This is a genomic window from Acinetobacter tjernbergiae DSM 14971 = CIP 107465, from assembly GCF_000374425.1.
Lineage (GTDB): Bacteria > Pseudomonadota > Gammaproteobacteria > Pseudomonadales > Moraxellaceae > Acinetobacter > Acinetobacter tjernbergiae.
Genome location: NZ_KB894373.1, coordinates 1 through 25,997, shown reverse-complemented (window position 1 = coordinate 25,997; position 25,997 = coordinate 1). Strand labels below are relative to the sequence as shown.

The following is a 25,997-nucleotide window of genomic DNA, read 5'->3' as shown; positions in this document are numbered from 1 at the left end:
AAAAGAAACATTCAATCTTCATGTTAATGATATATATCTGTGATTTTTTGGGATCAACGTTGTGACATACCAAAGGTCTTCATCTTCTTGGTGGCTTTAATCCTGAGATATTGTTCTTTCTTGGGTCGGGCTAAATATAATAAAACCGCACGCATCCTATCCACTTGGTACTTTAAATTACTGTAAATAATACCAATCCCTACCATTCCATTTTCTTCATATTGCTTTAAATAACGACGATCATGGCAATTAAAATAACATCCATCCCCATCTGTAATATCTTGCCATAATTCACCCATATCATTCGCAATCGTCCATGCCCCTATACGGTCTCGTTCATCAAAAATAAATACAACATGGTAATGATAGCCTTTGCTCTTACTGCCTTGTTCCAAAGCCCATACCAGTAGTAATACATCATCTCCATATTTAGAGCGGTTTACTTTTCTAAGGAAACGCTCCAGATCATCTTGTACTCTCTGGATATTAACATTGGTGATATAACTTAACTCGATACTGACAACCAATAGAGCTTTATAGCTTTTGGTTAATTCAGTCAATCGCCCATCTAGGTTTTCAGCATGTAGGCTTTCATTATAACGGTGTTGTCGTCTTTCGTTTAAATGAGCACTTTTCATTGTATTGAAATATCTTTGCCATTCATCAAATGATCTGCGCTTTAAACATCTCAATAAGTCTGTTGGTGAATCTAAATCAAGATGATACTCATATAATAAATTACAAAATAACTGCAATAAACTTGAATAACTAAAATCAGGATTATAGACTTGATCAAAATCAAGGAGTAATTCACAAAAGTTTTTATAAAAAGAGCGAGGCTGTCTTGTTGCATATAAACTGGATTTTATAAAATCTTCTATCTCAATAGATAGATTTGCTTCACATATTTTACTTGATGAGGTGTTTTCAAACTTCATGGTCACTTACCTATAGTTTAGAACTATATGAAGTGACAATTATTTTAATAATTAAATTTAAGATTAGAGATTATTAAATTAAGTTCTTTTAATGAATAGTTTAATAAGTTGATTATATATTTATAAACAAAGTCATTACACATAACTAAAAAATCAAATTAAAATATATTAAAGCACCATCCAAACACAATAATATCAAGGCTTTTAGCATAGTCAGCCTTAAAATAAAACAAGATAAATCCAGTTAAAGTTATCCGATGGTAAATATATCAAAAATCTGGTATCATTCATCAGTATTCTTTTATTGTCTCGCCAATATTAGAGACCTATTATTGTGGTTATCTACAATATCTGGTCGTGAACTATTGCAGAAACGCCTTTTGTATAACTTCAATTTTGTCACTTCCATCATCTGAATGACAAAGCCAAATGATACAGGATTTCGTGATGTGTCATTGGAGGTAGTGGGTACAAAATTGTGCTTTGGCATGCTCTCTATGGGCTATAAAAAAATTATTAAAAAATCACGCTAAATCGTGGGAAAACATACAGAAAAACTCGTTGAAACTCATACTCACCTTTAATAAAGTTTATATAAATCTTAGTAAAGGAAAGCACCATGAGCTACACATCACGCAATGATGATCTAATCAAACTGGTTAAAGAGTTGAATACAGAAGATAGTGTCTGGTTACTTCATGTGATCAATAAGGACGCTATTGAGTTTGAATCACGCATGGATATAGAGGATGAACATGATCCACAATTAATGGATAAGGACATTGATAAATTAAACTCAATCAAAGACCTTAATGAGTTGAAAAGCCATTTAATTTATGAGCTAAAGGATAAAACAGAGACTACTTCTGAAATTTTCATGGACTTGATTAACAGTTATAAAGAATCGCTCATGATTAGAAGTCGTGATTTTTCAAAATATAAAACAGATAGGCGATTATTGAGTTTTGCACTTTATAAAATATCATTTGATAATCGTGATATTTATCGCCAAAACCAATCTATCGCAAACACCTATGTTCGATTCCTTTATATTATTTTCACCTATAGAAAATATTATAGAAGCAGTCGAGAACTTGAACGAATAGAAAGAAAGCATAGCGAAATTATTAGTGCAAAATCTTTGCACTTTAAAAATTATGATCATCCTGAGTTCTATAAATGGGCAAAAACTTACATCGACAAAAATACATCAGACTTTAGGGATTTTAATCAGATCGAATTTACGCCTTTACAAGATGCTGACTTTGGCATTTGGGTTAATTCAATTTTTGATATTATGTACTATGCAAATCAACATGCTTATATCAACTTAAAGAAACAATTGTCTAATGCTTGGTATCAAAAATCTTATCAAAAAAATAGGAAAGGAAGAGAACATCATTATTTCCTAACAGATAAAACGAAAAAATTACTAATAATACTTGCAGCAAAACATAAGAAAACTGAAGATAGAATGATTGAACATTTAATTAATAAATGTGCAATTGAGGAAGGTATCATTATAAATGAAAAATACTTATATTCCGTTTAACAATTAGTTTTGCATAATTCCACTTAGGGTTGTATTAATATTTCAATACAACCCAACTAATTATTTAAAAGTTTAATGACATTCTCATCCTGTCATAAAAACTATATAAATCAATATAGCGTGAATGTAAAGTTCTGTTCTTTAATTCAAAACCATATTTCAATATTTCTTCTAGTGCCTTATTATCACAAGGTTTCTTATGCCGTGACTTAACAGCTTGGTCATCATATAGCTCATAATACGTTGGGCTATCTGGGTTAAGCTCTTTAGAGTGAATTAAATACCAACAACCTATGAAGCCAATGCAGTCTGGAATTTTTTTTAAAAATGAGGTTTCGTGACCCAAAACCTCACTTAGGTTCACTATATATCGCCCTACATCTTTTTTATTATTTATATCAATATCTAATATACTGATAAAACCAAATTTTTCTTTAAGCTGCATTTTTTTTACTGACCGAATCGCTAAAAAAATACGCTCTATTTCTTCTAGTGAGTTATTTAAATCTATTTCTATTTTCTTATCTTTAAACTTTTTTTCAGTATCAAACTGTCTTTTTAAAATATCAAATTCAATAAACAACATTGATCTAATGAATGAATTTTCAAGAAAATCTTCATCTATTGTTGATAGATCACAGTCATACTGTTCAGTAGTAAGTATGCCCAAATCTATAAATCTTTTATATGCCACAATGGAAACATTGTCATAATCAAAATAAAGACTTTGTCTCACTACTTTAAAAATCGTTCCTTTATCTAACCTTAATTCTTGAAAATAGTTAAATAAATTCTTCATATCATCTAAAAATTCATCATCATAAAAATCATTTAATAAAACGTTATAAATGATTCTATCTAAAACATAATTGGATTTATCTAATTGTTCTTGTTCAATTGGGTCTTCTATTTCAAATGGAAGATTTAACATCATCTCAAGACCACATAATACATAGTGTTTATACAACTGCGCTATTTTTCCCTCATTTCGTCTAACTGAATTGATACGCTTAATTATAGCCGATAGATCAGCGTTGAAAGTATTTTTGGCATCATTAAAAGATGCAAGAGACTCAACATCCTGAATAAATAGGTAATCCATGATATTGAGTACAGCAGTTTGGGTATCGGTTATTCTTGGCATTTGCAAAAAAAAGTCCCCTTGTTTTTTGCATTTTTACATACCACATGCCGCATTACAATCCCCTCTGACAAAGCAACACAGAAAAGTGTCAGGCTGCACCTGCTGCATTTTTTTCGTCTTGCTTAGGTTTGTCTCAAATCAAATTTAATGGAGTCGCTATGAATCACCTAAACACAATCGATTATTTATTTTTACAGTTCCGATCAATCCATATCAAACTGGAGGACATCAGAACTGTGTATTACTCACATTTATGCCCAGAGAAAATGAAAGAAAAAGCTCGTCAGCAGCAATTGCCTTTCACATGCTTTCGGATTGATGAAGGCAGTCAAAAAGGTCATTTTTTTGTGGAGATACACGAATTGGCTAGAGCTATAGATGAAATTTATCTAAAAAATCATCAGAGCTTTAAATCAGCCGTGCAAAAATCAACCAAGCCTAAAGAATAATACACGGACGAGGGAGATTAAAATGTTAGAAGCTCGCTATCGTGTCAAGGATTTGGTGAATTATCCTGAACGTCCAGCAAAGGACTATGTAGATCGTAGTGGTCGCAGACGTCGGTTGTCTCATAAGCCTGCAACCAAAGGCTTGCTGAATGTTGCGGAATCAACTTTCTGGAAGATGATCCGTCGGGGTGATTTTCCTGAACCGACATACTTAACCGCCAGTATGCCAACGTGGACGGAAAGCCAAATCAATGCTTGGCTTGAACAAAAGACATTGAAAGCTGCATAAATTGAAATAGCCTGTCTCACATGACAGGCTTTCTTCTTGCTGATTATCATATAGGCTCAAGCAGGGACTCCAAATAATCAGCCCATTCCTGCATCATCTCTTGGCGTTTATTCAGAAACTTGGTTCGGTTGTAAGCTGTACCATTGTTGTCTTTTACCTTATGCGCCAGTTGATGTTCAATAAAGTCCACACGCTGCTCCAGAATCTCATCCAGCATGGTACGTGCGGTTGCCCTCAATCCATGTGCAGTTTGCTGCCCACCATAGCCTAATCGTTTCAGAGCTGAATTGACTGTATTATCAGAAATACAGGTTTTACCATCCCGACCAACAAAGATATATTCACTATAAGGGTGTAGATCAATAATTGATTCAATCAAATCAAATGCCTGATCTGACAGGGGAACAATATGGAGCTGCTTGGTTTTACTGGCAGTAAATTTAAAACAGCGTTCTTGAGGGTAGTAATACTCTTTTTTAAGCTGACGTATTTCGCCAGGTCGCTGAAAGGTCAGCACAGAGATTTTTAACGCCACCTGTGTGGTGAGCAAACAGCGTGCATGTATCTGTGAGTAATTCCAGACTTTATTCAGCATCGGTGCTAGGTCTTGTTCCTCTGTCACTGCTGCAAAATTACCACCTTGCGGTTTAGGTAGGTCAATATCCTCAATCGGGTTATATTGAATCAGCTTCTTTTTACGTGCCGATTTAAAAATCTGGTTGAGGTCTGATTTAAGACGCTTGGCAACAGATAAAGACCCACGATCAATAATCCGTTTAAAGACTTTAGCCTCAAGTACTTCAAGGGTAAGTTGTGGAAAGATTAAATCACCAATATAAGGATAAACATCATGCTTTAAGCGACGGATCGTTTCGTCATCCTGCTTTTGTTCCAACTCACGTTTATATAACCATGCTTCAGCAACAATACGAAAGGTATTTTCTGCTTCTTTCTGTTTCTGAGACTTGGTTTCAATCCGCTCCATTGCTGGGTCCATGCCCTGCTTGATGAGTTTTTTATATTCATCACGTATAGTGCGAGCATCATCCAGTGAAACTTCAGGATAAGTACCCAAAGATAAATCGTTACGCTTGCCTAAGAATGGGCGTGTGTAATTGAATATCCAGTACTTGCTACCGCTTTGGTCAATACGCAGATACAGATTTCCCCCATCTGACAGCTTATACATCTTATCAGGATCAGGTTTGGCTTTCTTAACTTGTAAAGCACTAAGTTTATTGATTCCACGAGTTGCCATAATTCAGACATAAAAAAATGCAGTAAGAAATAATCTTACTGCATTTTTTACTACTTTATAACTGCCGATTGGTATAGTGCGTCACGGCTTGTCATATTGTAAATTCCCAACTTTAACCTTATAAATCAAAAACTTATACAGTGTTAAACAGTGTCAGAAATTTGAATTTGGCGGAAGCGGTGAGATTCGAACTCACGGAGGACTCACACCCTCGTCGGTTTTCAAGACCGGTGCATTAAACCGCTCTGCCACGCTTCCATGTGCGTAAGAATACAAAGCTTACTCTCTTTATTCAAGAGAAATTTAACTGCAATGTATTCAAATGCATAATGTTTCATCAATTATTAGAGTTTAGCGGCTAATTCAGCGCCTTCACGGATTGCACGTTTCGCATCTAACTCAGCAGCGAGCTTCGCACCACCAATAATATGATAGTTCGCTAAAGTATTTTCACCATCTTTAGGCATTAAATCTTTTACAGACTCTTGCCCAGCGCACACAACAATTGTGTCTACACGCAATAACTGATCGTGACCATTATGCTCAACCCATAATCCTTCATCAGTCACCGCTTTATACTGCACACCACGAAGCATACGAACAGCGTGCTTTTTCAATTGTGCACGATGTACCCAGCCTGATGTCTTACCCAAACCAATACCTAGTGGTGTGGTTTTGCGTTGTAATAAATAGATCTGGCGAATTGGCATTTCCACTTCTGGGCGTTGCATCCCACCTTCAGAGATATAGTTAGGATCTGGATCAACACCCCATTCACGCTGCCAGTCTGCTAAAGGTTGTGGCTGAGGTTGATGTGGTGGTTTTAATAAAAACTCAGACACATCAAAACCAATACCACCCGCGCCAATCACAGCAACTTTTTGTCCAACTTTAGCGCCACGTAACACTTCAGCATAAGATAATACTTGTGGTGCAGTACTGCCCTGAATTTTTAATGCACGAGGAACGACACCTGTAGCCACAATAACTTCATCAAAACCTTCACGCTCAAGCTGTTCTCGGCTTACACGCGTATTCAAACGTAAATCTACGCCAGTCTGTTTAATTTGCACTTTAAAATAACGAATGGTTTCATGGAATTCTTCTTTCCCAGGAACGACTTTCGCTAAATTAAACTGACCACCAACATCAGTACTTGCTTCAAATAAAGTGACGGCATGACCACGGCTTGCAGCAACTGTTGCAGCTGACATACCCGCAACACCACCACCAACTACAGCAATACGTTTTGGTTTTTTGGTCTTGATATAAACCAATTCAGTTTCAAATGCTGCACGTGGATTTACAAGACAGGTTGCACGTTGATTCTTAAAACTATGATCCAAACATGCTTGGTTACATGCGATACACGTATTAATTTCATCTACACGATTAGTTGCAGTTTTATTGACCCAATATGGATCAGCTAAAAATGGACGTGCCATTTGCACCATATCAGCTTTGCCAGAAGCAATAATCTCTTCGGCAACATCTGGCATATTAATACGGTTTGAGGCAATCACAGGAATAGAAACATGCTGCTTTACAAATGCGGTATAGTCCGCAAATGCAGCACGTGGAACAGAAGTCACAATGGTCGGAACACGCGCTTCATGCCAACCAATCCCTGTATTTAATAAAGTGACACCCGCTTTTTCCAATGCTTTCGCAATAATCGTCACTTCTTGCATGGTATTTCCGTCATGAACTAAATCAAGTAAAGACAGACGGAAACAAATAATAAATTTTTCACCTACTTTGGCACGAATCGCTTTTACAATTTCAACAGTAAAACGCATACGATTTTCAATGTCACCACCCCAACGGTCAGTACGTTGATTGACATGACGACTTAAAAACTGATTCAGCAAATACCCTTCTGAACCCATGATTTCAACACCATCATAGCCTGCTTTCTTCGCAATGCTTGCACAACGTGCATAATCTTGAATGGTATCCAAAATATTTTGATTGCTCATTTCACGCGGTTTAAATGGTGAAATTGGCGATTTTACTGCACTCGAAGAAACAACAAAAGGTTGATAACCATAGCGCCCCGAATGCAAGATTTGCATTAAAATTTTTGCACCATGCTTATGAACCGAATGGGTTACTAAACGATGATGCGGAATATCAACCAAACTATTCATTGTACCGCCAGCGGGTAATAACCAACCTTGACGATTTGGAGAAATACCACCCGTGATGATTAAACCAACACCACCCTTCGCTCTTTCTTCAAAATAAGCTGCAAGTTTAGGATAATGAAAAAAACGATCTTCTAAACCGGTGTGCATCGAACCCATTACCACACGGTTTTTAATTGTCGTAAACCCTAAATGTAATGGTTTTAAGATATTTGCATAGCTAGTCATGGTATTCCTTCTATATTTTTGGCTTTGCAACTTGTTGCATAGTACTTTAACTGAATTTTTATATGAGTTTATGACTCTTTTTGAGAAAATGCTGACACTAAAGTCAAGACTAATGTAACGAATATGTTTTTCAGCTTAAAAATTAAAAACAAATGCATTAGAGCATAATTTTTCTGCTTAGTTTTTCTTTGAAGAAAACAAGCTCAATGAAAAGTGTTACAATAGTTCCGATTTTTTATTCTCCAAGACTACCGACTAGGGGTCTTTACTAATAAACGTTAGGACAAGCAATGACTGATAATGCAACTATCTTGCAGCACGTACCTGTAGGCAAAAAAGTTGGGATTGCCTTTTCTGGTGGTCTCGATACTTCAGCAGCTTTATTGTGGATGAAGCAAAAAGGTGCAGAGCCTTATGCATATACTGCAAACTTAGGTCAGCCTGATGAAGATGACTATGATGCGATTCCAAAAAAAGCTGAACAATACGGTGCAGTCAAAGCTCGATTAATCGATTGTCGTTTACAACTTGCCCTTGAAGGTATTGCAGCGATTCAATGTGGCGCATTCCACATCAGCACTGGTGGTGTTCCTTATTTCAATACCACGCCATTAGGTCGCGCAGTTACAGGTACGATGCTTGTAACTGCGATGAAAGAAGATGATGTAAATATCTGGGGTGATGGCTCGACTTATAAAGGTAACGATATTGAGCGTTTCTATCGTTATGGTTTATTGACTAACCCTGCGCTTAAAATCTACAAGCCTTGGTTAGACCAAACCTTTATTGATGAGTTAGGCGGTCGTGCCGAAATGTCGCAATTCCTCATCGACAACGGTTTTGACTATAAAATGTCAAAAGAAAAAGCGTATTCAACCGACTCAAATATGTTGGGTGCAACCCACGAAGCCAAAGATTTAGAATACCTCAATGCAGGTATTAAAATCGTAGATCCAATCATGGGCGTTGCATTCTGGAAAGAAGAAGTTGAAATCCAACCAGAACAAGTCAGCATTACTTTTGAACAAGGTATGCCAGTTGCGCTGAATGGTCAACGTATCGAAGATCCAGTTGAATTCATTTTAGAAGCGAACCGTATCGGCGGTCGTCATGGTCTTGGTATGTCTGACCAAATTGAAAACCGTATCATCGAAGCGAAATCTCGTGGTATCTATGAAGCACCGGGTATGGCTTTGTTACATATCGCTTATGAGCGTTTGGTGACTGGTATTCATAACGAAGATACGATTGAACAATACCGCATTAACGGTTTACGTTTAGGTCGTTTACTGTACCAAGGTCGTTGGTTCGATTCACAAGCACTTATGTTACGTGAAACTGCACAACGTTGGGTGGCTAAAGCCATTACAGGTACTGTGACTTTAGAATTACGTCGTGGCAATGACTACACCATCATGAACACTGAATCTCCTAACCTCACGTATGAAGCTGAGCGTTTAACTATGGAGAAAGGTGATTCTGTATTTACGCCAATGGATCGTATCGGTCAATTAACCATGCGTAACCTCGACATTACCGATACCCGTGCAAAATTGGGTATCTATACTGAAACAGGTTTACTTGCAGTTGGCCAAGGCTCTGCAATTCCACAGCTAGAAAATAAATCAAAATAAAAGATTGGTAAATTCGTTTACCAACTTGAAAAGGCTGAATATTTGATTCAGCCTTTTTTTATTATTTGAAATAAAAAGTTAAATACTCAATCATTTCATTTTTAGGACAATATGTCGCAATAAAAGACTATTTATCTCTATTATGAATCGATAATATAAGCATCAAGCAAAACATAATAATTGGGAGATGAAAGATGAATGCTTATCTACATCGTAGTGAAAACCGTGGTCATGTCAAAGCAGGTTGGTTAGACACCTATCATAGCTTTTCATTTGGTAGTTGGTACAACCCGAAATATATGGGGGTTAGTGCCCTTCGCGTGATCAATGATGATACGGTTGCCGCGCACAATGGTTTCGGCACACATCCCCATGACAACATGGAAATTCTAACCTGTGTACTTGATGGCACCATTTCTCATAAAGACAGTATGGGGAATGAAGGTCAGATCAATGCGGGTGAATGGCAATTGATGAGTGCTGGAACTGGGGTCACCCACAGTGAAATGAACAAACATGATCAAGCGGTGCATCTATTACAGATTTGGATTCAACCGAATGTACAAGATGCTGAGCCAACCTATCAGCAAATTCAGCTGAATCCGAAAGATCATCCAAACCAATGGCACTTAATCGCGGGTGATGAATCTGCACCAATGTCAATACGTCAAAATGCTGAAGTGAAAACTGCAGTCATTGAGAAAGATCAACATTTAGAGATTACAGCACAGAAAAAAGTAAACTATGTACATGTGATTTCAGGCGAAGTAATGATTGCCGATCATTTGGTTAAAGCGGGTGATGCTTTAGTGTTTGATGAGACTGCAACGATTACTGCATTACAAGCCAGCCAAATGATTTGGTTTGACCTACCTTAAACTCGGTTTATCTTGTATCCCTTGCCCCTCAGGGGGTACAAGCTTTTTAATCATTATTGCTACCACTATCACAACTACTTGAGTCTGAGTTTGAGTCCTCATTTGAACTACATTCATCAGAACGTCTAGCATCATTATCCTGAGAAGAATCACACGAGTAGGTTGTTGAAGAATACGGCTGGCTATAATCAGAATTATCTTGTGTAGAATCAGTTTTCTTGGCAAAAAAGAACAATAAAATCAAACCAATAATAATCACTACAATAATAAATATCAGCATCACAATTCCCTATTGCTACCCCAATCCTTATGACAAACTATAACGTAAATTTGATTTAAAAATGATGGGCATTAAAAAAGCCCGATTAACGGGCTTTTCTACAACCTTGAACATTTTTAAAAACGATCTGAATCGTTTCGTTCCTTGTTAGCTTTGTGTTCAGGTTGTCATATCTTTGTTCATTTAGGCAAGATTTCTCTTAAATCCCAAATAGTATATGACTTCCTTACTGTTTACATTAGCACCAATAAAAAGTTTGGTCAATAGGGTAAAGACCACGACCTTTTATTGCTCTATTCTAATTTTTTAATTTAATCTGTACGAATACTTCCTAATTCTTCTGCTCTATCATACCAAATTTCAGCTATTTTGCGATTTTTCCTAGTTCCTATCCCATAGTAATAGCATTTTGCTACCTCTGATATAGCATCGGAATCTCCTCTTATAGCCGCCTGTAGATACAGATAAAAAGCTTTTTTCTATTTTTCTTTACATATATACCTTCTTCATAGCTAAATGCCAAATCAAATAAAGCATCAGGCCAACTTTTACCAGCAGCTTCTTTTAAAAATAAAAAAGCTAATTTTAAATCTCTCTCTACATAGTAACCATGTAAATACCATGTAGCTATTGCATAGGTTGCCTCTGGCGAACCTTTTTCATAAGCATTTAATAACAATTTATAAGCTTGCTCATTATCTGGATTATCCTGATTAGCAATATTTTTTGCTTTTTCTACTAACTCATTAGCTTCCATCTATTTTCTCCATCTAAATAACACGCGGATAAATAACCAGAATCTAGCTGTAAAGCTTTACAAATAGGATTGCAAGTATCAATCTCACAAGATAAAAATATAGGTAGGGGCTTAGGAAGTTAAAAAGGAAGTTAAAAAGGAAGTTAAAAAGGAAGTTACCATACTGTTTAATATGCTTAACTTCATAAGCCCCTAATTTATTCAACTTCTCTTTTACGTTTACGAAATTGTGAAGGAGTTTCACCAGTCCAATATTTAAAAGCCCTAGAAAAAGCTGAAGGCTCAGAAAACCCTAATAAGTAGACCACTTCATCAGTTTTTAATTTTTTGTTTTCCAATAAGTCTCGGGCGCGTTTCTGACGATACTCATTTAAAATTTTTTCATACCCAGTACCAACTTCTTTTAGGTCAGCTCTTAAGGTTTTTGATGATATTCTTAGTATTTTAGCTATATCATTTATTTTAAATTTTCCTACTTTTAATTGATCTTCCAGAATATTCTCAATTTTAAAAACTAGTTCATGTTTTTCAATTATAGTTAAAGACTCCTCTATAGTCGTCTCATGGATTTTATTTAATATCTTATTAGCTGTAGCAGAAGAATCATTTAAAATATCAGCATTAAACTTGATGCATCCTTCAGGCATATTAAAATATACGGGACAGCCCCATATCTCATGATACTTCTGAGTATCAGCACCTTCACAATATGTTAGCCAAACTTCCAAGGGCTTAAATTTTTCATTAGAGACATGTTTTAAATAAGATAATAAAACCGAGATAGCACATTCCAAATAATGTCTAACTGGGTGCTCTAAGCCTATGAGATAAGCCTCTTCACCCTTTATTTCAAGCTTTAAAACATCAAAAGCGCTAGTAAATAATTGATAATATTTTATCGTTGTATTTAAAGCCTGACCAAAAGTTGAGCTACTTAAAAATACATATCCAAACAAATCACCACGTAGCACAGGCATTAGTCCACCTACTACTAGACCAATATCTTTATTAGCACTAACCTTTTCGGCAGTAGCCCAAAATTTTTCCTGAATATGATTGTCATATCTTACATTTTTATTTGGGATATTTAGTGAATGCTCTAAAAAATTCACGCTGGAGAATATAGCATCAGTATCTAATCCCATATCTTTCATAGCCAGATAAGTTAGCCAAGGAAAAACTCCAGCATCACTACGAATTTTTGATTCTTTTAAAGACATACCCATGACTACCAACATTTATCGAAAACGAAGTAAAGGCTGCGTAAATTACCCTCTTACTTAGTTTACAATAAAATTTTTCTTAAATTCCAGTCATGAATTTGAGGCTTCCAATACGTTGAGATGTAATTTCAGTAAATCGCCCAGATTTTAATAAAACCAGGGCGCATTAAAATCATTGTGGATCAATGTATTCGATATAACCTTTACCTTCTATTGTTTTACCTCGAAATATCCCATTGTATTGATAACTTCCTGCATACCCACCAGCCATGCCATATTTGAAGTCACGATTAGTAATACCTTGAATTTGAATAAGAAGATTTCCCTTATCATCATTTACTTGCCAACTAAATTTATGAGGTAAACGCATACTAATACCATCTGGATTCGTTACTCTTTCTGGCTCATATTCATGAACAATAGATTTAAAACCCTTAGAATAAATACCCCCATGATCGTCTACGGAACGCACATACACTCTGCTTTGTAGTGTTACACCTAAGGGTCCAAACGTATCAACAAATAGCACTTGGATTTTATCATCGATATTTAAAATTTGATAAGTAAAAAAGCCTATTGGAACATTCACATTGATTCCACGGGCATATTCGTAAGTACATAACCCCTTAATTTCAATTTTCACACCAGCCTGCTCTACAAATCCCTCATACTCACATAGTAAAGCCCAATGTTCATACATTCCGCCCATCATCTTGACGAAATGAGCAATTTTGTCAGTGGCGCGAAGTTTTAAATCAAAATTAAAATTATGACCTACTCGATATGCATGAAAGTCTGGATATTTCCCTTCAATAACTAAGTCATTACCAAACTTTAAGTAACTACCATTACTTACTAAAGTGCAGTCTTTTTCTACGCTATAGCCATTAAAATGCTCTGGCGTTCCTGTGGCTGTACCAATTAAAACATTTGCTGTATCTATTGCACTAGTTTTAATCAAATGATCATTTCTAAACAATTTAACTAAAGGCTGCCCCACTACAACAATTAAATTCAGAAAATTAAATGGTTCGGGTAGGTTCGGAATCATGATTCCATAATGAACACAGGTATATTTACCTTGCGGAATACTCAACGAAGTATTCGGATCAAAAGGATTGCTATTTATTAATCCCGAACGATCAATACTATTGGTAATTCTAGTTGGTAATGAAAAATGCATAAGCTCCCGTCCTTAAAACTGATGGTTAGCAAGTTTTTATTGCTAAAACTGCTATCCCTATAAGATATTTATTACAGGGATAGTAATTTCTTTTTTTATTTTTTTTTTGACATTGCTATACCAAGTCAGAATCATAATATGTCAATTTATTAGAATAATAACGACTGCAGCGGTACACTTGTGTAATTAGACTAGCCATATGATCAATGTAATTGGGCAAAATAATAAAGAAAACGCTCACTATCAGTGAAGATAATGAGCGTTTGCAATAATGAATTTTCATATCAAGGACACCTCAAAGCTTTCTCAAATACTTTTGCAAAGCATGCAATATCTTCCGCTCTATCTGTGCCGTTGATGATCCGTCTAACTGAGAGATACTTTTGAGTTTTTGAATTGATATAATCAGAAAGTTTCTTACCAGTGAATACCCCATTCCTCATGCAATACACCATTATCTTTGCAGCAATTTCAGGCTTTAACGCCAAGTTTGGATTGTTGAATAAATCAACGCCTAATGCCTTACCTACTCGCTTATAGTTATCAGTACCAGTGATTTGTATATAGCCACGACCGCTATATTTAAAACCATCACCATCTAGGGCTTGGATATTGCCAAGACGTTTGGCTAAAGATCCTGAATCATACTTTTCAAAATATTTAACACTACCGTACTCAGTGATTGGTTGTATTGTCCGATCTGTTTCGAGCCACGGCGTAGCGAGCATATACGCAGCTTACCGAACAAAATAGGATTACTAAGTTACATCCTTACGCAGTTACCGAGGATCATTTAACAAAGCAGTTCCAAAAGTATCGTGATTTATCTGGTGCATGTGATCATTTAGAGCCGAGACAAAGACCATCATTTCATGATCTGCGAGCGTTGGGTATTTTAATATTACCGAGAAATATGAAAAACCTTATGCTCAGGCATTGGCTGGACATGCAACTGAAAAAATGACTGATCACTACCTACAGGGGCATGAAGAACCGAAGCCGCAAAGGGTTAGTTTTCGCTAATTTTTAAACTCTAAATTTGATTATTTTTTATACTTATCAACATTAGAACGTGAATGAGTTCCCCCAAAATACCCCCAATTAACCCCCAAATAAAAAACCGCCAATTACGGCGGTTTTTAAGTTACTGATATATCAGTGAATTTTGGTAGGTATATCCAATACCAAAAAAAATATTAAAACATTGATTTAAAATGAATTATTTATAAAATATTTTCATATGATACACACCATGATACAAAATAAAGCTTGCTAATTAGTTCATTACTCACATTTTAGTAGGCGCATTACGATCTAAATTTAATCGCCTACAACAATCAAACCGTCTAGTGCATATTCTTAATTAAGTGAACACTGAGTGGATAGCAAACATAGACACCTATTCTCCATTTAGTTGGACAGTTAAACATCTTTAAGAAGTAGACAAGACAACTCTGCTGTTAAAAATAGAGCTGTCTATAAGGACAATAAGATAAGAGTACCAGCTCGAATCTTAATCTAAGAAATTTTATATATCTAAAGCTTCTGAAGAAGACAAGCTACTACTCAAAATACTCATATTTGATGTCTACTGTAGAATCTTCAATATAGATATGTAAAATCTTCATTGAACTTAGCTCGATAAATTCTTTAAGCTTACCAATAGCTTCAGCCTTATTGGATAATATAAAAGTTTCCAAATTTATGTTTATCAATTTTAAATTTGAAAACATATAGCTTTCTGGATCATCAATTAACCATATTACTGGTTCTTCAGTAAGAGTCGTTATTATCTTCTTCTTATCAAAAGGATTTATTTTTGTACGAAGCTTTCTTAATGAATTAATCAATCCCGTACTGAATTGATTTTGTATATCATCAAGGTTAAGCTCAGATAACCATTTAATGACGTGCTTAGGGTCTATGAAATCTAAATAATCAGTTAATTCTTGAACTTGTAAACGTGACCCAATCCCTAGTTGCATCAAAGTCATTGCACATTTATCTATTAAACCATATTCGAGTGCTTGACTAATATAATCAAAAGTTTCAACCTCAATTTCAGTTTTAGCACAAATATTATGTCTAGATTTTAAAAACTCTAAAGCCCAAACCAGTTTATAAGAAACATCATTTTCAATAAAACCAACTATCTTATCAATATCATCATTCATTAAGTATTTTTTACCACTTAACCAATTAGTTAATATATCAGCATGTTTTTCAGGTAAATCATTAGGCGAAAACTCATTTATAGAAAACAACTTATCAGCCAATTCATTTATGTTCAAAATTATTTTATCTTTATCTATATTTGACCCCGTTAAAATAGATTCAATATTTTTTATAATTTCAAATATCTCTTCAATTATAGGGTCATGATTTTCTATAGTGTCAAAACTAACACCTGAAAGATATAATTGTTTTCTTGTACTTTCAGTTGTTTTATTCCATAAATACTCAGCTCTTTTTTGAACAAATTTTTTAAACATTAACTGTTCATCAGTGCTATATTCTTGAATTTGCTTGTAAAAAAGTGAGTGTTGTAGAGCGATGTCTATCTGTTCAGCTAACTCTAGAATATCGAAATCTTTATCACCCACAAGATTAATTATTGAATAGTCGAGTAAATTTAGTCGTTCACTCCATTTTTCTAATTCTTTCTCACTTAGTTGATTTTTGGAATTATCCAAAGAAAAATCAAACTTAAAACTACTGTTTACTATGTGCTCATAAATTTTCTCAATATCCTTTTCTGTTTGAGATTTTATTAGTGTTATTAGTAAATTTAATACGATATCTTTGAGACCACTCACCAAAGGGAGCTGTTCTTCGCCTTTGGTTAATTTTTCCCAAGTTTGGGCTTTATAGCTACTATTATCATAATTTGCATATAGAACTATTCCTTGTAGATCTACAAATGACCTTCCTGCTCGTCCAATTACATTCTTAAACTCAGTTTGTGGTATTGTATCTCGCATCCGATATATAGACTGAAATAGAACAACATTAACCTGTAAATTAAGACCTTGTGCTAAAGTAGGTGAGGAAATAATAAGACCTACTTTACAGTTTTTAATCAATAACTCTAAAGCTGTACGATATTCTTTTGGTAGTTTTCCATGATGAACAACTATCCCTAATTTCAAACATTCAACAATATAGTGATTTGAACCGAATAGTTCATCGGCCACTCTTACAGCATTATGGAAATATTCTGAGTCAATATTTAAATTTTTGAAATCTAATTTACGGCTCCTAGTCATTTGAACTAATTTTTTGGCCAAAGCATTTACAGATTTTTGCATTGGACAATAAATAAGGACATTCTGACCATCATGAACAAATTTCTCAGCTATGGATAAGCATAGTTCTTGCTGAGAATTAGGATATTTTGATCTATTATTTACAATCTTAGGAATAAAGTTTGGTATAAATGGTTTTTGTGCACCTATTACGTAATCTAGTCTAAAGCCTGTATCTGAGTTGTTTGGATAAATAATTCCAAATCTTAGATCAGTAGGCCTCCAAGAGGAGGTAATAGCTTGACCTTGTCTATCATAACTTATCCAACTTACAAAATTATCTAGTTCTTGACCACTTGGCAAAATAGCGGATAAACAAACTATTCTTCTTGAATCTGAATCCTCTCTATTTAATAAGCATTGTATTAGTACTTCAAACTTAACCTCTCTTTCAGCCGGACCTATCATATGCCCCTCATCCATTATGATTAGGCCAACATCGTTTAAGAGTTCTGGATCATGTTTGATTAAAAAATCAAGCTTCTCTGGTGTACCAATCAATATATCACTATCTGAAAATTGTTCTCTTTGATAACCGTATAAGCTCATTCCACCATACAATGAAGATACTGTATTACCTAAATATGTAAAGGTGTTCATCAAAGTAATTTCAGTCTGAATTGATAAGGCTCTAAGTGGAGTGATGAAAATTACTTTCTTTTTTTTTGATAATGCTCTTAAAATGCATAGTTCAGCAATTCTAGTTTTTCCTGCGCTAGTTGGTAGGGATATCACTAAATTTTCGAGATCATATATAGCTCTATTTGCCCCCTCAATTTGTGAAGGCCATAAGTCAATTTCAGCATTATCCTTATTCATTAAATGCTCAATAAATTTAGTTCTATAACCATTCCATTCAGGATTATTTTTCTCAATTGGTAGAATGTTGTGATATGTGCGATCCCATAAGTCATTCAAAAGATAGAGGGTTATTCTATAAATCCACCAATCCTCAATAAAATTGTACTTCAAACTAATTGAGATATTTTCGTTTAATATTTTATTAATAGACTCTAATCGGCTAGAATTTCCAACTTTGAGAAGATCCAAATACTCATAAATTACTTCTAAATATCTATTAACTAAAACACTATTCAAATAGGTTAAATGTACTGAAGTTTCGTCTAACTCATTATGGATATCTTTATTAACTAAAGAATCTAAATCATTCTTTAAATCAAATTTCCAAACAGGAATAATATCTAATAGCCTATCAAAATCCCTAGTTAAAAGTAGGCTCAAGCTTTTTTCTAAAATGTTATTACTAAGGTGTTCTTCTACTCTATTTAGTAGGCTATAACTTTTTGCTGAAAAATGAGCTAAATGATATGCACCAGCACACATCAATGTATGAAATGAATATTTACTATAGTTAGTCGAACCATTATAAATTACAGTCATTAAAGCTGTAGCAGCTTTTTCAAATGCCTGATTTTTTAGCGTTTCATTAACATCATTGTCGATACTTTTAATTGCAAGAGATAACAATGAATAGCCATAAGATAATAAATCATACGTCAGTTCATCTGAGAAATCAGAGGAATTTTCAGGCAAAATACCATTATCCCAAATCATTGACCGAGATAACCCTCTGTCAATCAATCTCCCTCTAAATTCTGGTTTTAAATGATTTTTGATTAATTCTTCTATTAGCTCTTTATTCATATTGACTATTTAACTCTTCAAATACTGATGTGACAAGTTCTTGATGTTTTGCTGTTTTTAATCCAACTGAAATTTGACAAAAATCACCTTTATAAGCTTCAAAAGCATCTTTTTGGAGCGAGTTAGGGTTAGACTTTGTAAATACAAAAAGTAGATGACTAAAATCCTGTTTTCTAATTCTTTTATGATATTTGTGAGTTTCTAATTTTTCTGCTAATTCATCATTTTTTATTTCATACAGACGCTCAATTATAAAGTCTAGAGAATGTGGTGATGGTTTACCGTCATGCTGGTCTAGTTCTTTCCTAGCTTCCAATAAAGTCTTTTTATTCAGACTTTGTACTGATTTAGCTTCACATTTAATAAAATTTATATCATCACCATCGATTTTTATTGCTATAACATCATCTCCCCTCATAGCCATTTCACGATGATCGCGCCATTGAAGTTTTTTTATTGGTACAACGTAATCTAAATGTTTTTCAATATAGGTTCTTGATATTACTTCACCAACATCACCCGAACGAAGTTTTTTTCCCTTGGGGAATTTTGATTTTAATTTGCTATATGCTGCTTGTTGGCCTAATAAGCTCATTGTTCGTTCAAAAGAAGATTTCGACAAATAAGTTTCAGGAAATTCTGAAACTAATATATTTTTTAAGGCATCAAAATTTTCGTCCTTTAATTCTAGAACCTTAAAATTATGTTGATCTAACTGTATTTCAGCTAGAGTACATAAGCTTTCTATCATAGTTTCCCTCTAAAATTCATAAGATAACAAATATAAGATTTATAAATAATTACAATTAAAATAATCTTACTATAAAGCTCAAAATTAAATTCAACAACTTTTTAATATCTAAATTTATTAAAGCATTATTAAGTGATGTCCTCTTAATCAAAACTTAAAGAAAGCTAATCAAGCCATTACTTTGATCATGCAAGTTATTGATGGTCTCAAACATCCCCTTTAATACAAACTCAATAAAAGCTTGGTTAGGCAAAGGTTCTTTTTTATCAGCAGCGTTTCAACAAACATTAAACAATGCAAAATACTCATGGATGTTGATTGGGTAACATGCCCATATAACTGACGATGTAAATTTTAGCTTGATTGTTCAAACAATACATTTCGTTTTTAAATAAATATCATACTCCTGTTGAATGTTCTACAGATAGCATTCCTAATGCTTGCCTCAACTAATAGTCTCTAAGAAATATCATACAACTCAAGATTAATAGACGGCAATATAAGTTCAATTTCGAATTAATGTGATTTATTAGTAATTGATCTCTATTTCCGTGGTTACACAATTCTCTTCATATATAATTCATAGTTTTCAATCATTCAAAGCAAGTATATGCCAGAACAAAACCAACTAGAAAACCTTGAAGATGAAGCTATAGTTCCAATACAGCGCATTTATAAGACGATCAAGTTTCGATCAACACTGGAAACAAGGTGGGCAATCTTTTTTGATATGTTAGGTTGGGAATGGGAATATGAGCCATTTGGTGTAAAGAACACTGAAGCAGTATGGTTTCCTGATTTCCTTATCAAAGGATATGGTAATAAACGCATTTTGGTTGAGGTCAAGCCATTTACAACTTTTCAGGAATTTAAAGAATTATATGAGACAAAATATGATAGATCATTAATCAACACAGAATATCAGTTTGATGAAGTTTTACTATTAGGGAGTGACATTTATAAAAAATGCGATATTCATCAAGGTCCACGATTAGGATGGCTTGTTGAAAGAAGTAGATGGCTAGATAGATTTGAAATTTTCTCACAAGTAGAAGAAGCAGTTTTTTGGTACAAAGACGACAAATATGGTTTTGCAAGTGATACAAGCTGTTGGCATTGCCGAATCACAAATAATTATGAGGGAGGTTCAGGCATCAAATTTCCTCCCTATAATAAAATGCTTAGCCTCTGGATTGAAGCTTGGGAAATTGCTAAGACACAAGAGATTTATAGAGGTGATATTACGTGGTCTGAAAACATTACTTCAGTTTAACAAGCTCTAAATAATAGGAGATGAATCAATTTTGATAAAATACCCATCTCCTATTGATATAACTACACAGGTACATTAAAGTAATTCGGTTTTTTCTAACAACTCATCTCTATAGCAACAAACCTGTCTGAAATTTTGACTGGCTATAGAATGGATCAAAAATATCATTTTTAAATTCAAACACATCGTCTTTTATTTATATATCAACATCAACATCAACATCAACATCAACATCAACATCAACATCAACATCAACATCAACATCAACATCTTAACTAACAAAATTAATTTATTTTATCTATTCCAAAATATAAACTAATACTTTTTTCTACTAAAATAGTTATTATAATCAAGAATTTTATAGAACTACCTTACCTATGCTAGAAAGACTAAAACAACTTGGAATTAATTTTAATCCAGATGAAATAACTATTAATGAAGCCAGACACCAACATAATATTTTATCTACCAGACGCATTTTTCATATTTTTACAGATGTGACCAGAGATGAAAAATGGGATTTTAAAGATTTATATTTTGGTCAATGGGGGTCAGGCACATTAATTAAAATAGGTATGAAGTATTTTCTGTTAACTGCGAAGCATGTTTTAAAAGACTACCTTGAAACAGAGAAACTTCCCAATACATCCCCGTTTCGAATAACTAGCCATAGCTCTAAAGGCTTTGATAATATAGACGACTTCCTTTATCCTAAAAAAATCTGGAAAATAGGCGAAATAATTCCTCCACACGAACATTATAATTTTGAAGACGTAGTCTTAGTAGAGTTATTTAATCTAGAATTTGGTCAAATGGTTGATCATTGTATTAATTTTAATGAAATGAAAATTTTGGAATTAAGTGAATATGAAAGTATCTTCAAAGAAAATATATTAGCCGATATTGGATTTTCTGAGGAAAGTAATCCATATTTCCATGAAGCAAACAATGAAGTTCATCCATACGATGAAAATGTATATACAAGCAGTACTATTCTTCATAGAGATTATATTGGTGGGCAGCTTAATAAAGATGAACTTGGGTATTATTTCGAGAAATTAAATACAGCTTCGATAAAATGCACAAATGGAATGTCGGGTGGGCTGATTTTATATGTTGGTTTCTCGTGCGAATCTAAATTAATGGGAATGCACGTTAGCGGAAGTAGTGAAAGTGATATCATTCGATTTTTACCAATGTGCCAAATACATACGGCAATTAGGGACTATCTTACAGCTGAAAGTGTAATAATTGATTACCATTATTTTGAAAGATTAGCAGAGCTTGAGCTTGGTGTTGGTGGTATAGCCAAACATTATGATGATTACATCAGAAAAAATCCTAAGGCTCGTCAAAGAAATCATAATATTAGTAAAGAATACTTTGATGATTTAACAGATTTTGCTATTAAAAATAAGGAGTTTATATTAGTTAATGCCATGGATTATGCAGAAGTTAAAGGTAATAAACATGAATATGATATTATATCAATTATGATGGATTGCTTTGAAAAAGCGAAGGAAGCACGAATAAAAGAAGGGCGACTATAGTCGCCCCCAAATTATAAAATTATGAAGAAAATGTAAATTATTACAACTTAAATTATAAAGCTATAGCTAAAAACTTTATTCACTTATTTTTTACATCATTATTTATTTTTTATACATACTCAATAAATTCATACCTACAATGCAGCACAGCCAAACTACATTTAATACCCATATAATTCCATCATCCTTAAAATAAAGTTCGGTAGTTCATTAATTGCTTATTCTTATGAATTTAAATAGGTAATCTCGTAAATAATTAAATATCTATTCTTATCCTACTTGGATACTTTAAAACTATGACTTTAGCTTTTCCTCATAAGCATTTTTTAATTCTGTTAAAGCACTAATTAATTCATCTATTTTTGAAATATTATTTTTGATGGTCTCATGCTCGTGATCTTGGCTAGATTGATCACCATAAAATTTATTGAACAAATTTTCATAAGCATCAAATCCCTCAATTTTCCTGATAAGTTCAGCAATTTCTTGATTATCAGTTTCATTAAGTTCATAACCTTTAAGTATGCAATTCCTTATCAAAAGTCTTGATGTTTTATCAATTTTAAGAGCGTAGTTATACCAATATTGTGGACTAGTCTGATCTGTGGTTTTTTCTGCATTTCTAAAATTACTTAGTCCTGTGTAGAACACATCATCATTATCTAAATTTAATTTCTTTAATGTTGAAATAAGTAATTCAATATTCTTAAAGCTACTTTTTGGATGAGAATGCTTATAGCGAAATTCCCATAGCTTAAAAATTGTATCTTTGATTTCTAAAGCTGCTATACGCTTTTCTTCAGGAGAAGTCGATAAATTATATTGTTCAAATAATTCTGCTAAGTAGTGCAGTAACCATTGAGATAATGTATCGGTTCTATCCTCTAAATTGAATTCCTGTACTAGTTTTTTCCCTAGTTCAATAAGACTTTCAGTAGACATACATATCTCCGTTATTTTTCATTAAATAAATTCTTTTGCTGCTAGGTAAATACTCGTCAAGTCCTTTTGAATCTTCTTTTGATTGGTAACTACCATATTTATATCTACGATCAATATCAACAGAGATAACCATATCCATGTTAATTTTACCAAGAAGATCGAGAATAAATTTTTTATTCACTTTTAACTTGTAACCATTTGAATACTCATAATTTTCATTTTTATATTCCCCCCAAAGAGTGAGGTTTAAAACTTTTTCATTTTCACAAAACCAATTTTTACCCAAAAAATCAGAATGTAAATTCATTAAGGAAATAATCTCTTTTGATGGTTTAGTTGCATCATATCTCAAAGATGCTCCCCATAAATCCTCATCAAAATTTGATAGATCAATTTCCTGTTCAACAATCCATCCTTTTAAGTTGAAATTATCTATTTCAAATTCAAGCCTTTCATCATTAGCACTAGGTAAATGATAAGAGTAGCTTGATTCAGCACATTGTAAACTTCTCCAAAGAGCATTAGATGTTTCCGGACTCACTAAACTTGAACGGATATGAATATCTTTTGCTTGATCAGAGTTATGCACTTCTGACCATCCTCCCCATAAACAAAGTTCTATATCGCTGAGATGTATTGCATCTTGATAATCAATTAGGGAGCAACTGTAAGACCAATTTGAAGGATTCTTTCTATCTCTTGGAAGCCATTCTGTAGTTATTCGAGGACATGGATCTCTAAAATCACTTAACCAATAGGGTTCTATACAGGATAAATCATGTCGTTTAATCCATTCATCAAAATCTCTCCAGCAATCTTCATTTACAAGTAATGGTCTTGTTTGCAGTAACTTATCAGCTGTAATCATCATTGCATGGTAAGACAGATAAAAATCTAAATCTTCGACTTTAGGGCTAGATCCATGATCATGATTTGTCTGCTTCCAGTTATAAATTTTCATTTTTTGACGCATATCATTGAGTCTACGATTCTTCTCAGCAAAACCAATTTCATTCCTTAAAGTTTGCGTCGTCTCAAAATAAATATGTGAGGGATGTAGTCCAAACATTTCCCCTAATGGATCAAGCCAATAAGGACCAAAATCAATACCAAACGAATCAACATCTTCTTGATTGATATTTGAGTAATTTGATAGATCCACAGTTTCTCTTTTGACTTTACTAAAAGTGGATTTACCAACTCCTTGATAGACTGTAATTTCTTCTTCATTTAGCTCTATAATCTTTAAACTAAATAAATTTAGAAGGATTTTTGAAGCTAGAAGTCGAATCATCAAATGCGGTCGATTTGGATCTGCTAACTGCTTAAATGTTTCAACATATTCATTCAAGAAATTATTAGGGCTATATGATACTTTTAATAAAGCATTAAGTAACCATTGTGTAGCAGAGTATTGATAAAATTCAAATTTATGGTCATAAAAACTTCGGTAATTTTTATAATTAATAAAGTTAATTAGATTAGACAACAATTCTCTTTGATCAAAATCACAAAGCAACTTAACGGCATGAGCAGCTTGCCATTTAACAGTATTAAAAGGAGATGCTAGACTAGACCAAATATAACCAGCGATAGACTCTATCATATTCTCAGGTGGTGTTAATTCATCATGCCATTGTCCATCAGCTATATCATTTCCTAGATCGCTTTCTAGTAAGTCTAAGCCATACTCTAAAATCTCGACGGATCGAGATGGTTCAATCATAGGTGTGAGTAAATGAGCTATCCTAAATAAACTTTCACTTTCTAAGCTAACAAAGCTTTCGCTCATTCCCTCTAGTAGGCATTTAAGATAATCAGTCTTGGATTTTCCTGTTAATTCGCTTAAAACATCTAATTTTAGATTACTTCCATAAGTATCTATATAAAAATCAGCATAATGTATTTTTAGAAATTTTTTTAATCTTGTATCTAAAACATTTCTAAACGACATTCTCTGTTTAAACCGATGAGGTATAGCTTGTAAGATATCACCTAAGTCATACATTCCATTTCTAGGATCATCGAACCACCAATTGATCAATGGTATCGCTTGTGAAGCGCTTATTCTTTGAAAAAGCTGTGAATAAAAGGCTCTTTTAATCCAATACTTATTTTCTAATTCTTGAAAATCATTAAAAGCAGAATCGAAATCGACGCTTTGGACTGAATTTGTATATTTTTCAAAAAATATATCCCAATCAAACTTCTCTTGATCGTAAGTTGAAGAGCTAGATACTTCTTCTGATTGAACATGAATATCTAAATTATTTGGTAGTGCTCAAATATGACGTGTTAGCCATTTCTTTTTCATGTCTTGATTGTATTTTAATAAAAACATATGCAAGACAGCTTCATGATTTTCTTTCTTCTTCGAAAAGCTTAAAGTTTTCCGTGTAAAACGTCCCAAGCGATTCCTTAATGTCGCATTGAATCGCTCAACATGGTTAGTTAAGCCTGTATGTTTACCCACAGAGCGATGAGTATCAGGGTTAAATACCTCAGCATAACTTGACCAATAATCACTACATGTTGCTAAATTAAAATAGGC

At 33.7% G+C, this 25,997-nt stretch carries 22 protein-coding genes, 1 tRNA gene and 1 pseudogene; 7 read left to right on the top strand and 17 right to left on the bottom strand.

Annotated elements, in window-relative coordinates:
- Positions 1-53: 53 nt before the first annotated feature.
- Complete coding sequence (locus tag C502_RS0114485) at positions 54-938, bottom strand: YagK/YfjJ domain-containing protein (protein WP_018679531.1); 885 nt, start codon at positions 936-938, stop codon at positions 54-56.
- Positions 939-1,557: 619 nt separating this feature from the next.
- On the opposite strand from C502_RS0114485, the gene C502_RS0114480 reads away from it, so the two are divergent.
- Entirely contained in the window at positions 1,558-2,490 is a 933-nt protein-coding gene (locus C502_RS0114480) for a hypothetical protein (RefSeq protein ID WP_018679530.1), read from the top strand.
- 64 nt (positions 2,491-2,554) lie between these two features.
- Here the strand turns inward: C502_RS0114480 and C502_RS0114475 are convergent, their stop codons facing one another.
- The gene (locus C502_RS0114475) at positions 2,555-3,634 is read right to left on the bottom strand and encodes a hypothetical protein (protein ID WP_018679529.1); all 1,080 of its coding nucleotides are present in this window, start codon (positions 3,632-3,634) and stop codon (positions 2,555-2,557) included.
- Between the two features lie 158 nt (positions 3,635-3,792).
- On the opposite strand from C502_RS0114475, the gene C502_RS0114470 reads away from it, so the two are divergent.
- Both C502_RS0114470 and C502_RS0114465 read left to right on the top strand, forming a co-directional pair.
- Positions 3,793-4,083 carry a pyocin activator PrtN family protein gene (locus C502_RS0114470; protein WP_018679528.1) on the top strand — a complete coding sequence of 97 codons (291 nt, stop codon included), beginning with the start codon at positions 3,793-3,795 and terminating at the stop codon, positions 4,081-4,083.
- Between the two features lie 22 nt (positions 4,084-4,105).
- Positions 4,106-4,372, top strand: a complete 267-nt coding sequence (locus C502_RS0114465) for a helix-turn-helix transcriptional regulator (protein WP_018679527.1) — start codon at positions 4,106-4,108, stop codon at positions 4,370-4,372.
- A gap of 46 nt (positions 4,373-4,418) precedes the next feature.
- Here the strand turns inward: C502_RS0114465 and C502_RS0114460 are convergent, their stop codons facing one another.
- The 3 genes from C502_RS0114460 to C502_RS0114450 all read right to left on the bottom strand — a co-directional run bounded on the left by C502_RS0114460 (position 4,419) and on the right by C502_RS0114450 (position 8,005).
- Positions 4,419-5,630, bottom strand: a complete 1,212-nt coding sequence (locus C502_RS0114460) for a tyrosine-type recombinase/integrase (protein WP_018679526.1) — start codon at positions 5,628-5,630, stop codon at positions 4,419-4,421.
- Between the two features lie 168 nt (positions 5,631-5,798).
- A tRNA-Ser gene (locus C502_RS0114455) sits at positions 5,799-5,888 on the bottom strand.
- A gap of 86 nt (positions 5,889-5,974) precedes the next feature.
- Positions 5,975-8,005, bottom strand: a complete 2,031-nt coding sequence (locus tag C502_RS0114450; RefSeq protein WP_018679525.1) for an NADPH-dependent 2,4-dienoyl-CoA reductase — start codon at positions 8,003-8,005, stop codon at positions 5,975-5,977.
- A gap of 290 nt (positions 8,006-8,295) precedes the next feature.
- Here C502_RS0114450 and argG point away from each other — a divergent pair, with 290 nt between their 5' ends.
- Positions 8,296-9,639, top strand: coding sequence for an argininosuccinate synthase (gene argG, locus C502_RS0114445; RefSeq protein WP_018679524.1), 1,344 nt, complete (start codon positions 8,296-8,298; stop codon positions 9,637-9,639).
- A 194-nt stretch (positions 9,640-9,833) separates the two neighbouring features.
- Positions 9,834-10,517 (top strand): pirin family protein, encoded by a 684-nt coding sequence (locus C502_RS0114440; RefSeq protein WP_018679523.1) that lies wholly within the window; start codon positions 9,834-9,836, stop codon positions 10,515-10,517.
- A gap of 46 nt (positions 10,518-10,563) precedes the next feature.
- Here C502_RS0114440 and C502_RS18970 read toward each other — a convergent pair whose 3' ends face one another.
- From C502_RS18970 to C502_RS19695, 9 genes and pseudogenes are all read right to left on the bottom strand, one after another.
- Positions 10,564-10,797: a hypothetical protein gene (locus C502_RS18970; protein ID WP_023274810.1), complete on the bottom strand. Its 234-nt coding sequence runs from the start codon at positions 10,795-10,797 to the stop codon at positions 10,564-10,566.
- A 311-nt stretch (positions 10,798-11,108) separates the two neighbouring features.
- Complete coding sequence (locus tag C502_RS19585; protein WP_244877213.1) at positions 11,109-11,189, bottom strand: hypothetical protein; 81 nt, start codon at positions 11,187-11,189, stop codon at positions 11,109-11,111.
- A 50-nt stretch (positions 11,190-11,239) separates the two neighbouring features.
- Entirely contained in the window at positions 11,240-11,554 is a 315-nt protein-coding gene (locus C502_RS18395) for a tetratricopeptide repeat protein (protein ID WP_018679521.1), read from the bottom strand.
- Positions 11,555-11,751: 197 nt separating this feature from the next.
- Complete coding sequence (locus C502_RS0114425; protein ID WP_026315810.1) at positions 11,752-12,774, bottom strand: AraC family transcriptional regulator; 1,023 nt, start codon at positions 12,772-12,774, stop codon at positions 11,752-11,754.
- A gap of 175 nt (positions 12,775-12,949) precedes the next feature.
- Positions 12,950-13,960, bottom strand: coding sequence for a DUF6670 family protein (locus tag C502_RS0114420; protein WP_018679519.1), 1,011 nt, complete (start codon positions 13,958-13,960; stop codon positions 12,950-12,952).
- A gap of 284 nt (positions 13,961-14,244) precedes the next feature.
- Entirely contained in the window at positions 14,245-14,688 is a 444-nt protein-coding gene (locus tag C502_RS18390) for a glycoside hydrolase family 19 protein (RefSeq protein ID WP_018679518.1), read from the bottom strand.
- An 834-nt stretch (positions 14,689-15,522) separates the two neighbouring features.
- A complete protein-coding gene (locus C502_RS0114410; RefSeq protein WP_018679517.1) occupies positions 15,523-18,930 on the bottom strand; it encodes a DEAD/DEAH box helicase in 3,408 nt (1,135 codons plus the stop codon).
- Positions 18,923-19,681: a Hachiman antiphage defense system protein HamA gene (locus C502_RS0114405; RefSeq protein WP_018679516.1), complete on the bottom strand. Its 759-nt coding sequence runs from the start codon at positions 19,679-19,681 to the stop codon at positions 18,923-18,925. The genes C502_RS0114410 and C502_RS0114405 overlap by 8 nt, the downstream gene beginning before the upstream one ends.
- 157 nt (positions 19,682-19,838) lie before the next feature.
- Positions 19,839-20,036 (bottom strand): annotated as a pseudogene (locus C502_RS19695) (Fic family protein); the annotation flags it as partial.
- Positions 20,037-20,291: 255 nt separating this feature from the next.
- Between C502_RS19695 and C502_RS0114400 the strand changes: the two are divergent.
- On the top strand, positions 20,292-20,954 hold the full coding sequence (locus C502_RS0114400) for a hypothetical protein (protein ID WP_018679514.1): 663 nt from the start codon (positions 20,292-20,294) through the stop codon (positions 20,952-20,954).
- Positions 20,955-21,331: 377 nt separating this feature from the next.
- Positions 21,332-22,504 carry a hypothetical protein gene (locus tag C502_RS0114395; RefSeq protein ID WP_018679513.1) on the top strand — a complete coding sequence of 391 codons (1,173 nt, stop codon included), beginning with the start codon at positions 21,332-21,334 and terminating at the stop codon, positions 22,502-22,504.
- A 294-nt stretch (positions 22,505-22,798) separates the two neighbouring features.
- Here C502_RS0114395 and C502_RS0114390 read toward each other — a convergent pair whose 3' ends face one another.
- The 3 genes from C502_RS0114390 to C502_RS0114380 form a co-directional block, all read right to left on the bottom strand.
- Complete coding sequence (locus C502_RS0114390) at positions 22,799-23,446, bottom strand: hypothetical protein (RefSeq protein WP_018679512.1); 648 nt, start codon at positions 23,444-23,446, stop codon at positions 22,799-22,801.
- Positions 23,436-25,454, bottom strand: a complete 2,019-nt coding sequence (locus C502_RS0114385) for a hypothetical protein (RefSeq protein WP_018679511.1) — start codon at positions 25,452-25,454, stop codon at positions 23,436-23,438. Before C502_RS0114385 ends, C502_RS0114390 begins: the two co-directional genes overlap by 11 nt.
- Before the next feature lie 273 nt (positions 25,455-25,727).
- Positions 25,728-25,997 (bottom strand): IS1 family transposase (locus C502_RS0114380; RefSeq protein WP_018679510.1); only part of this gene is annotated, 270 nt, incomplete at its 5' end.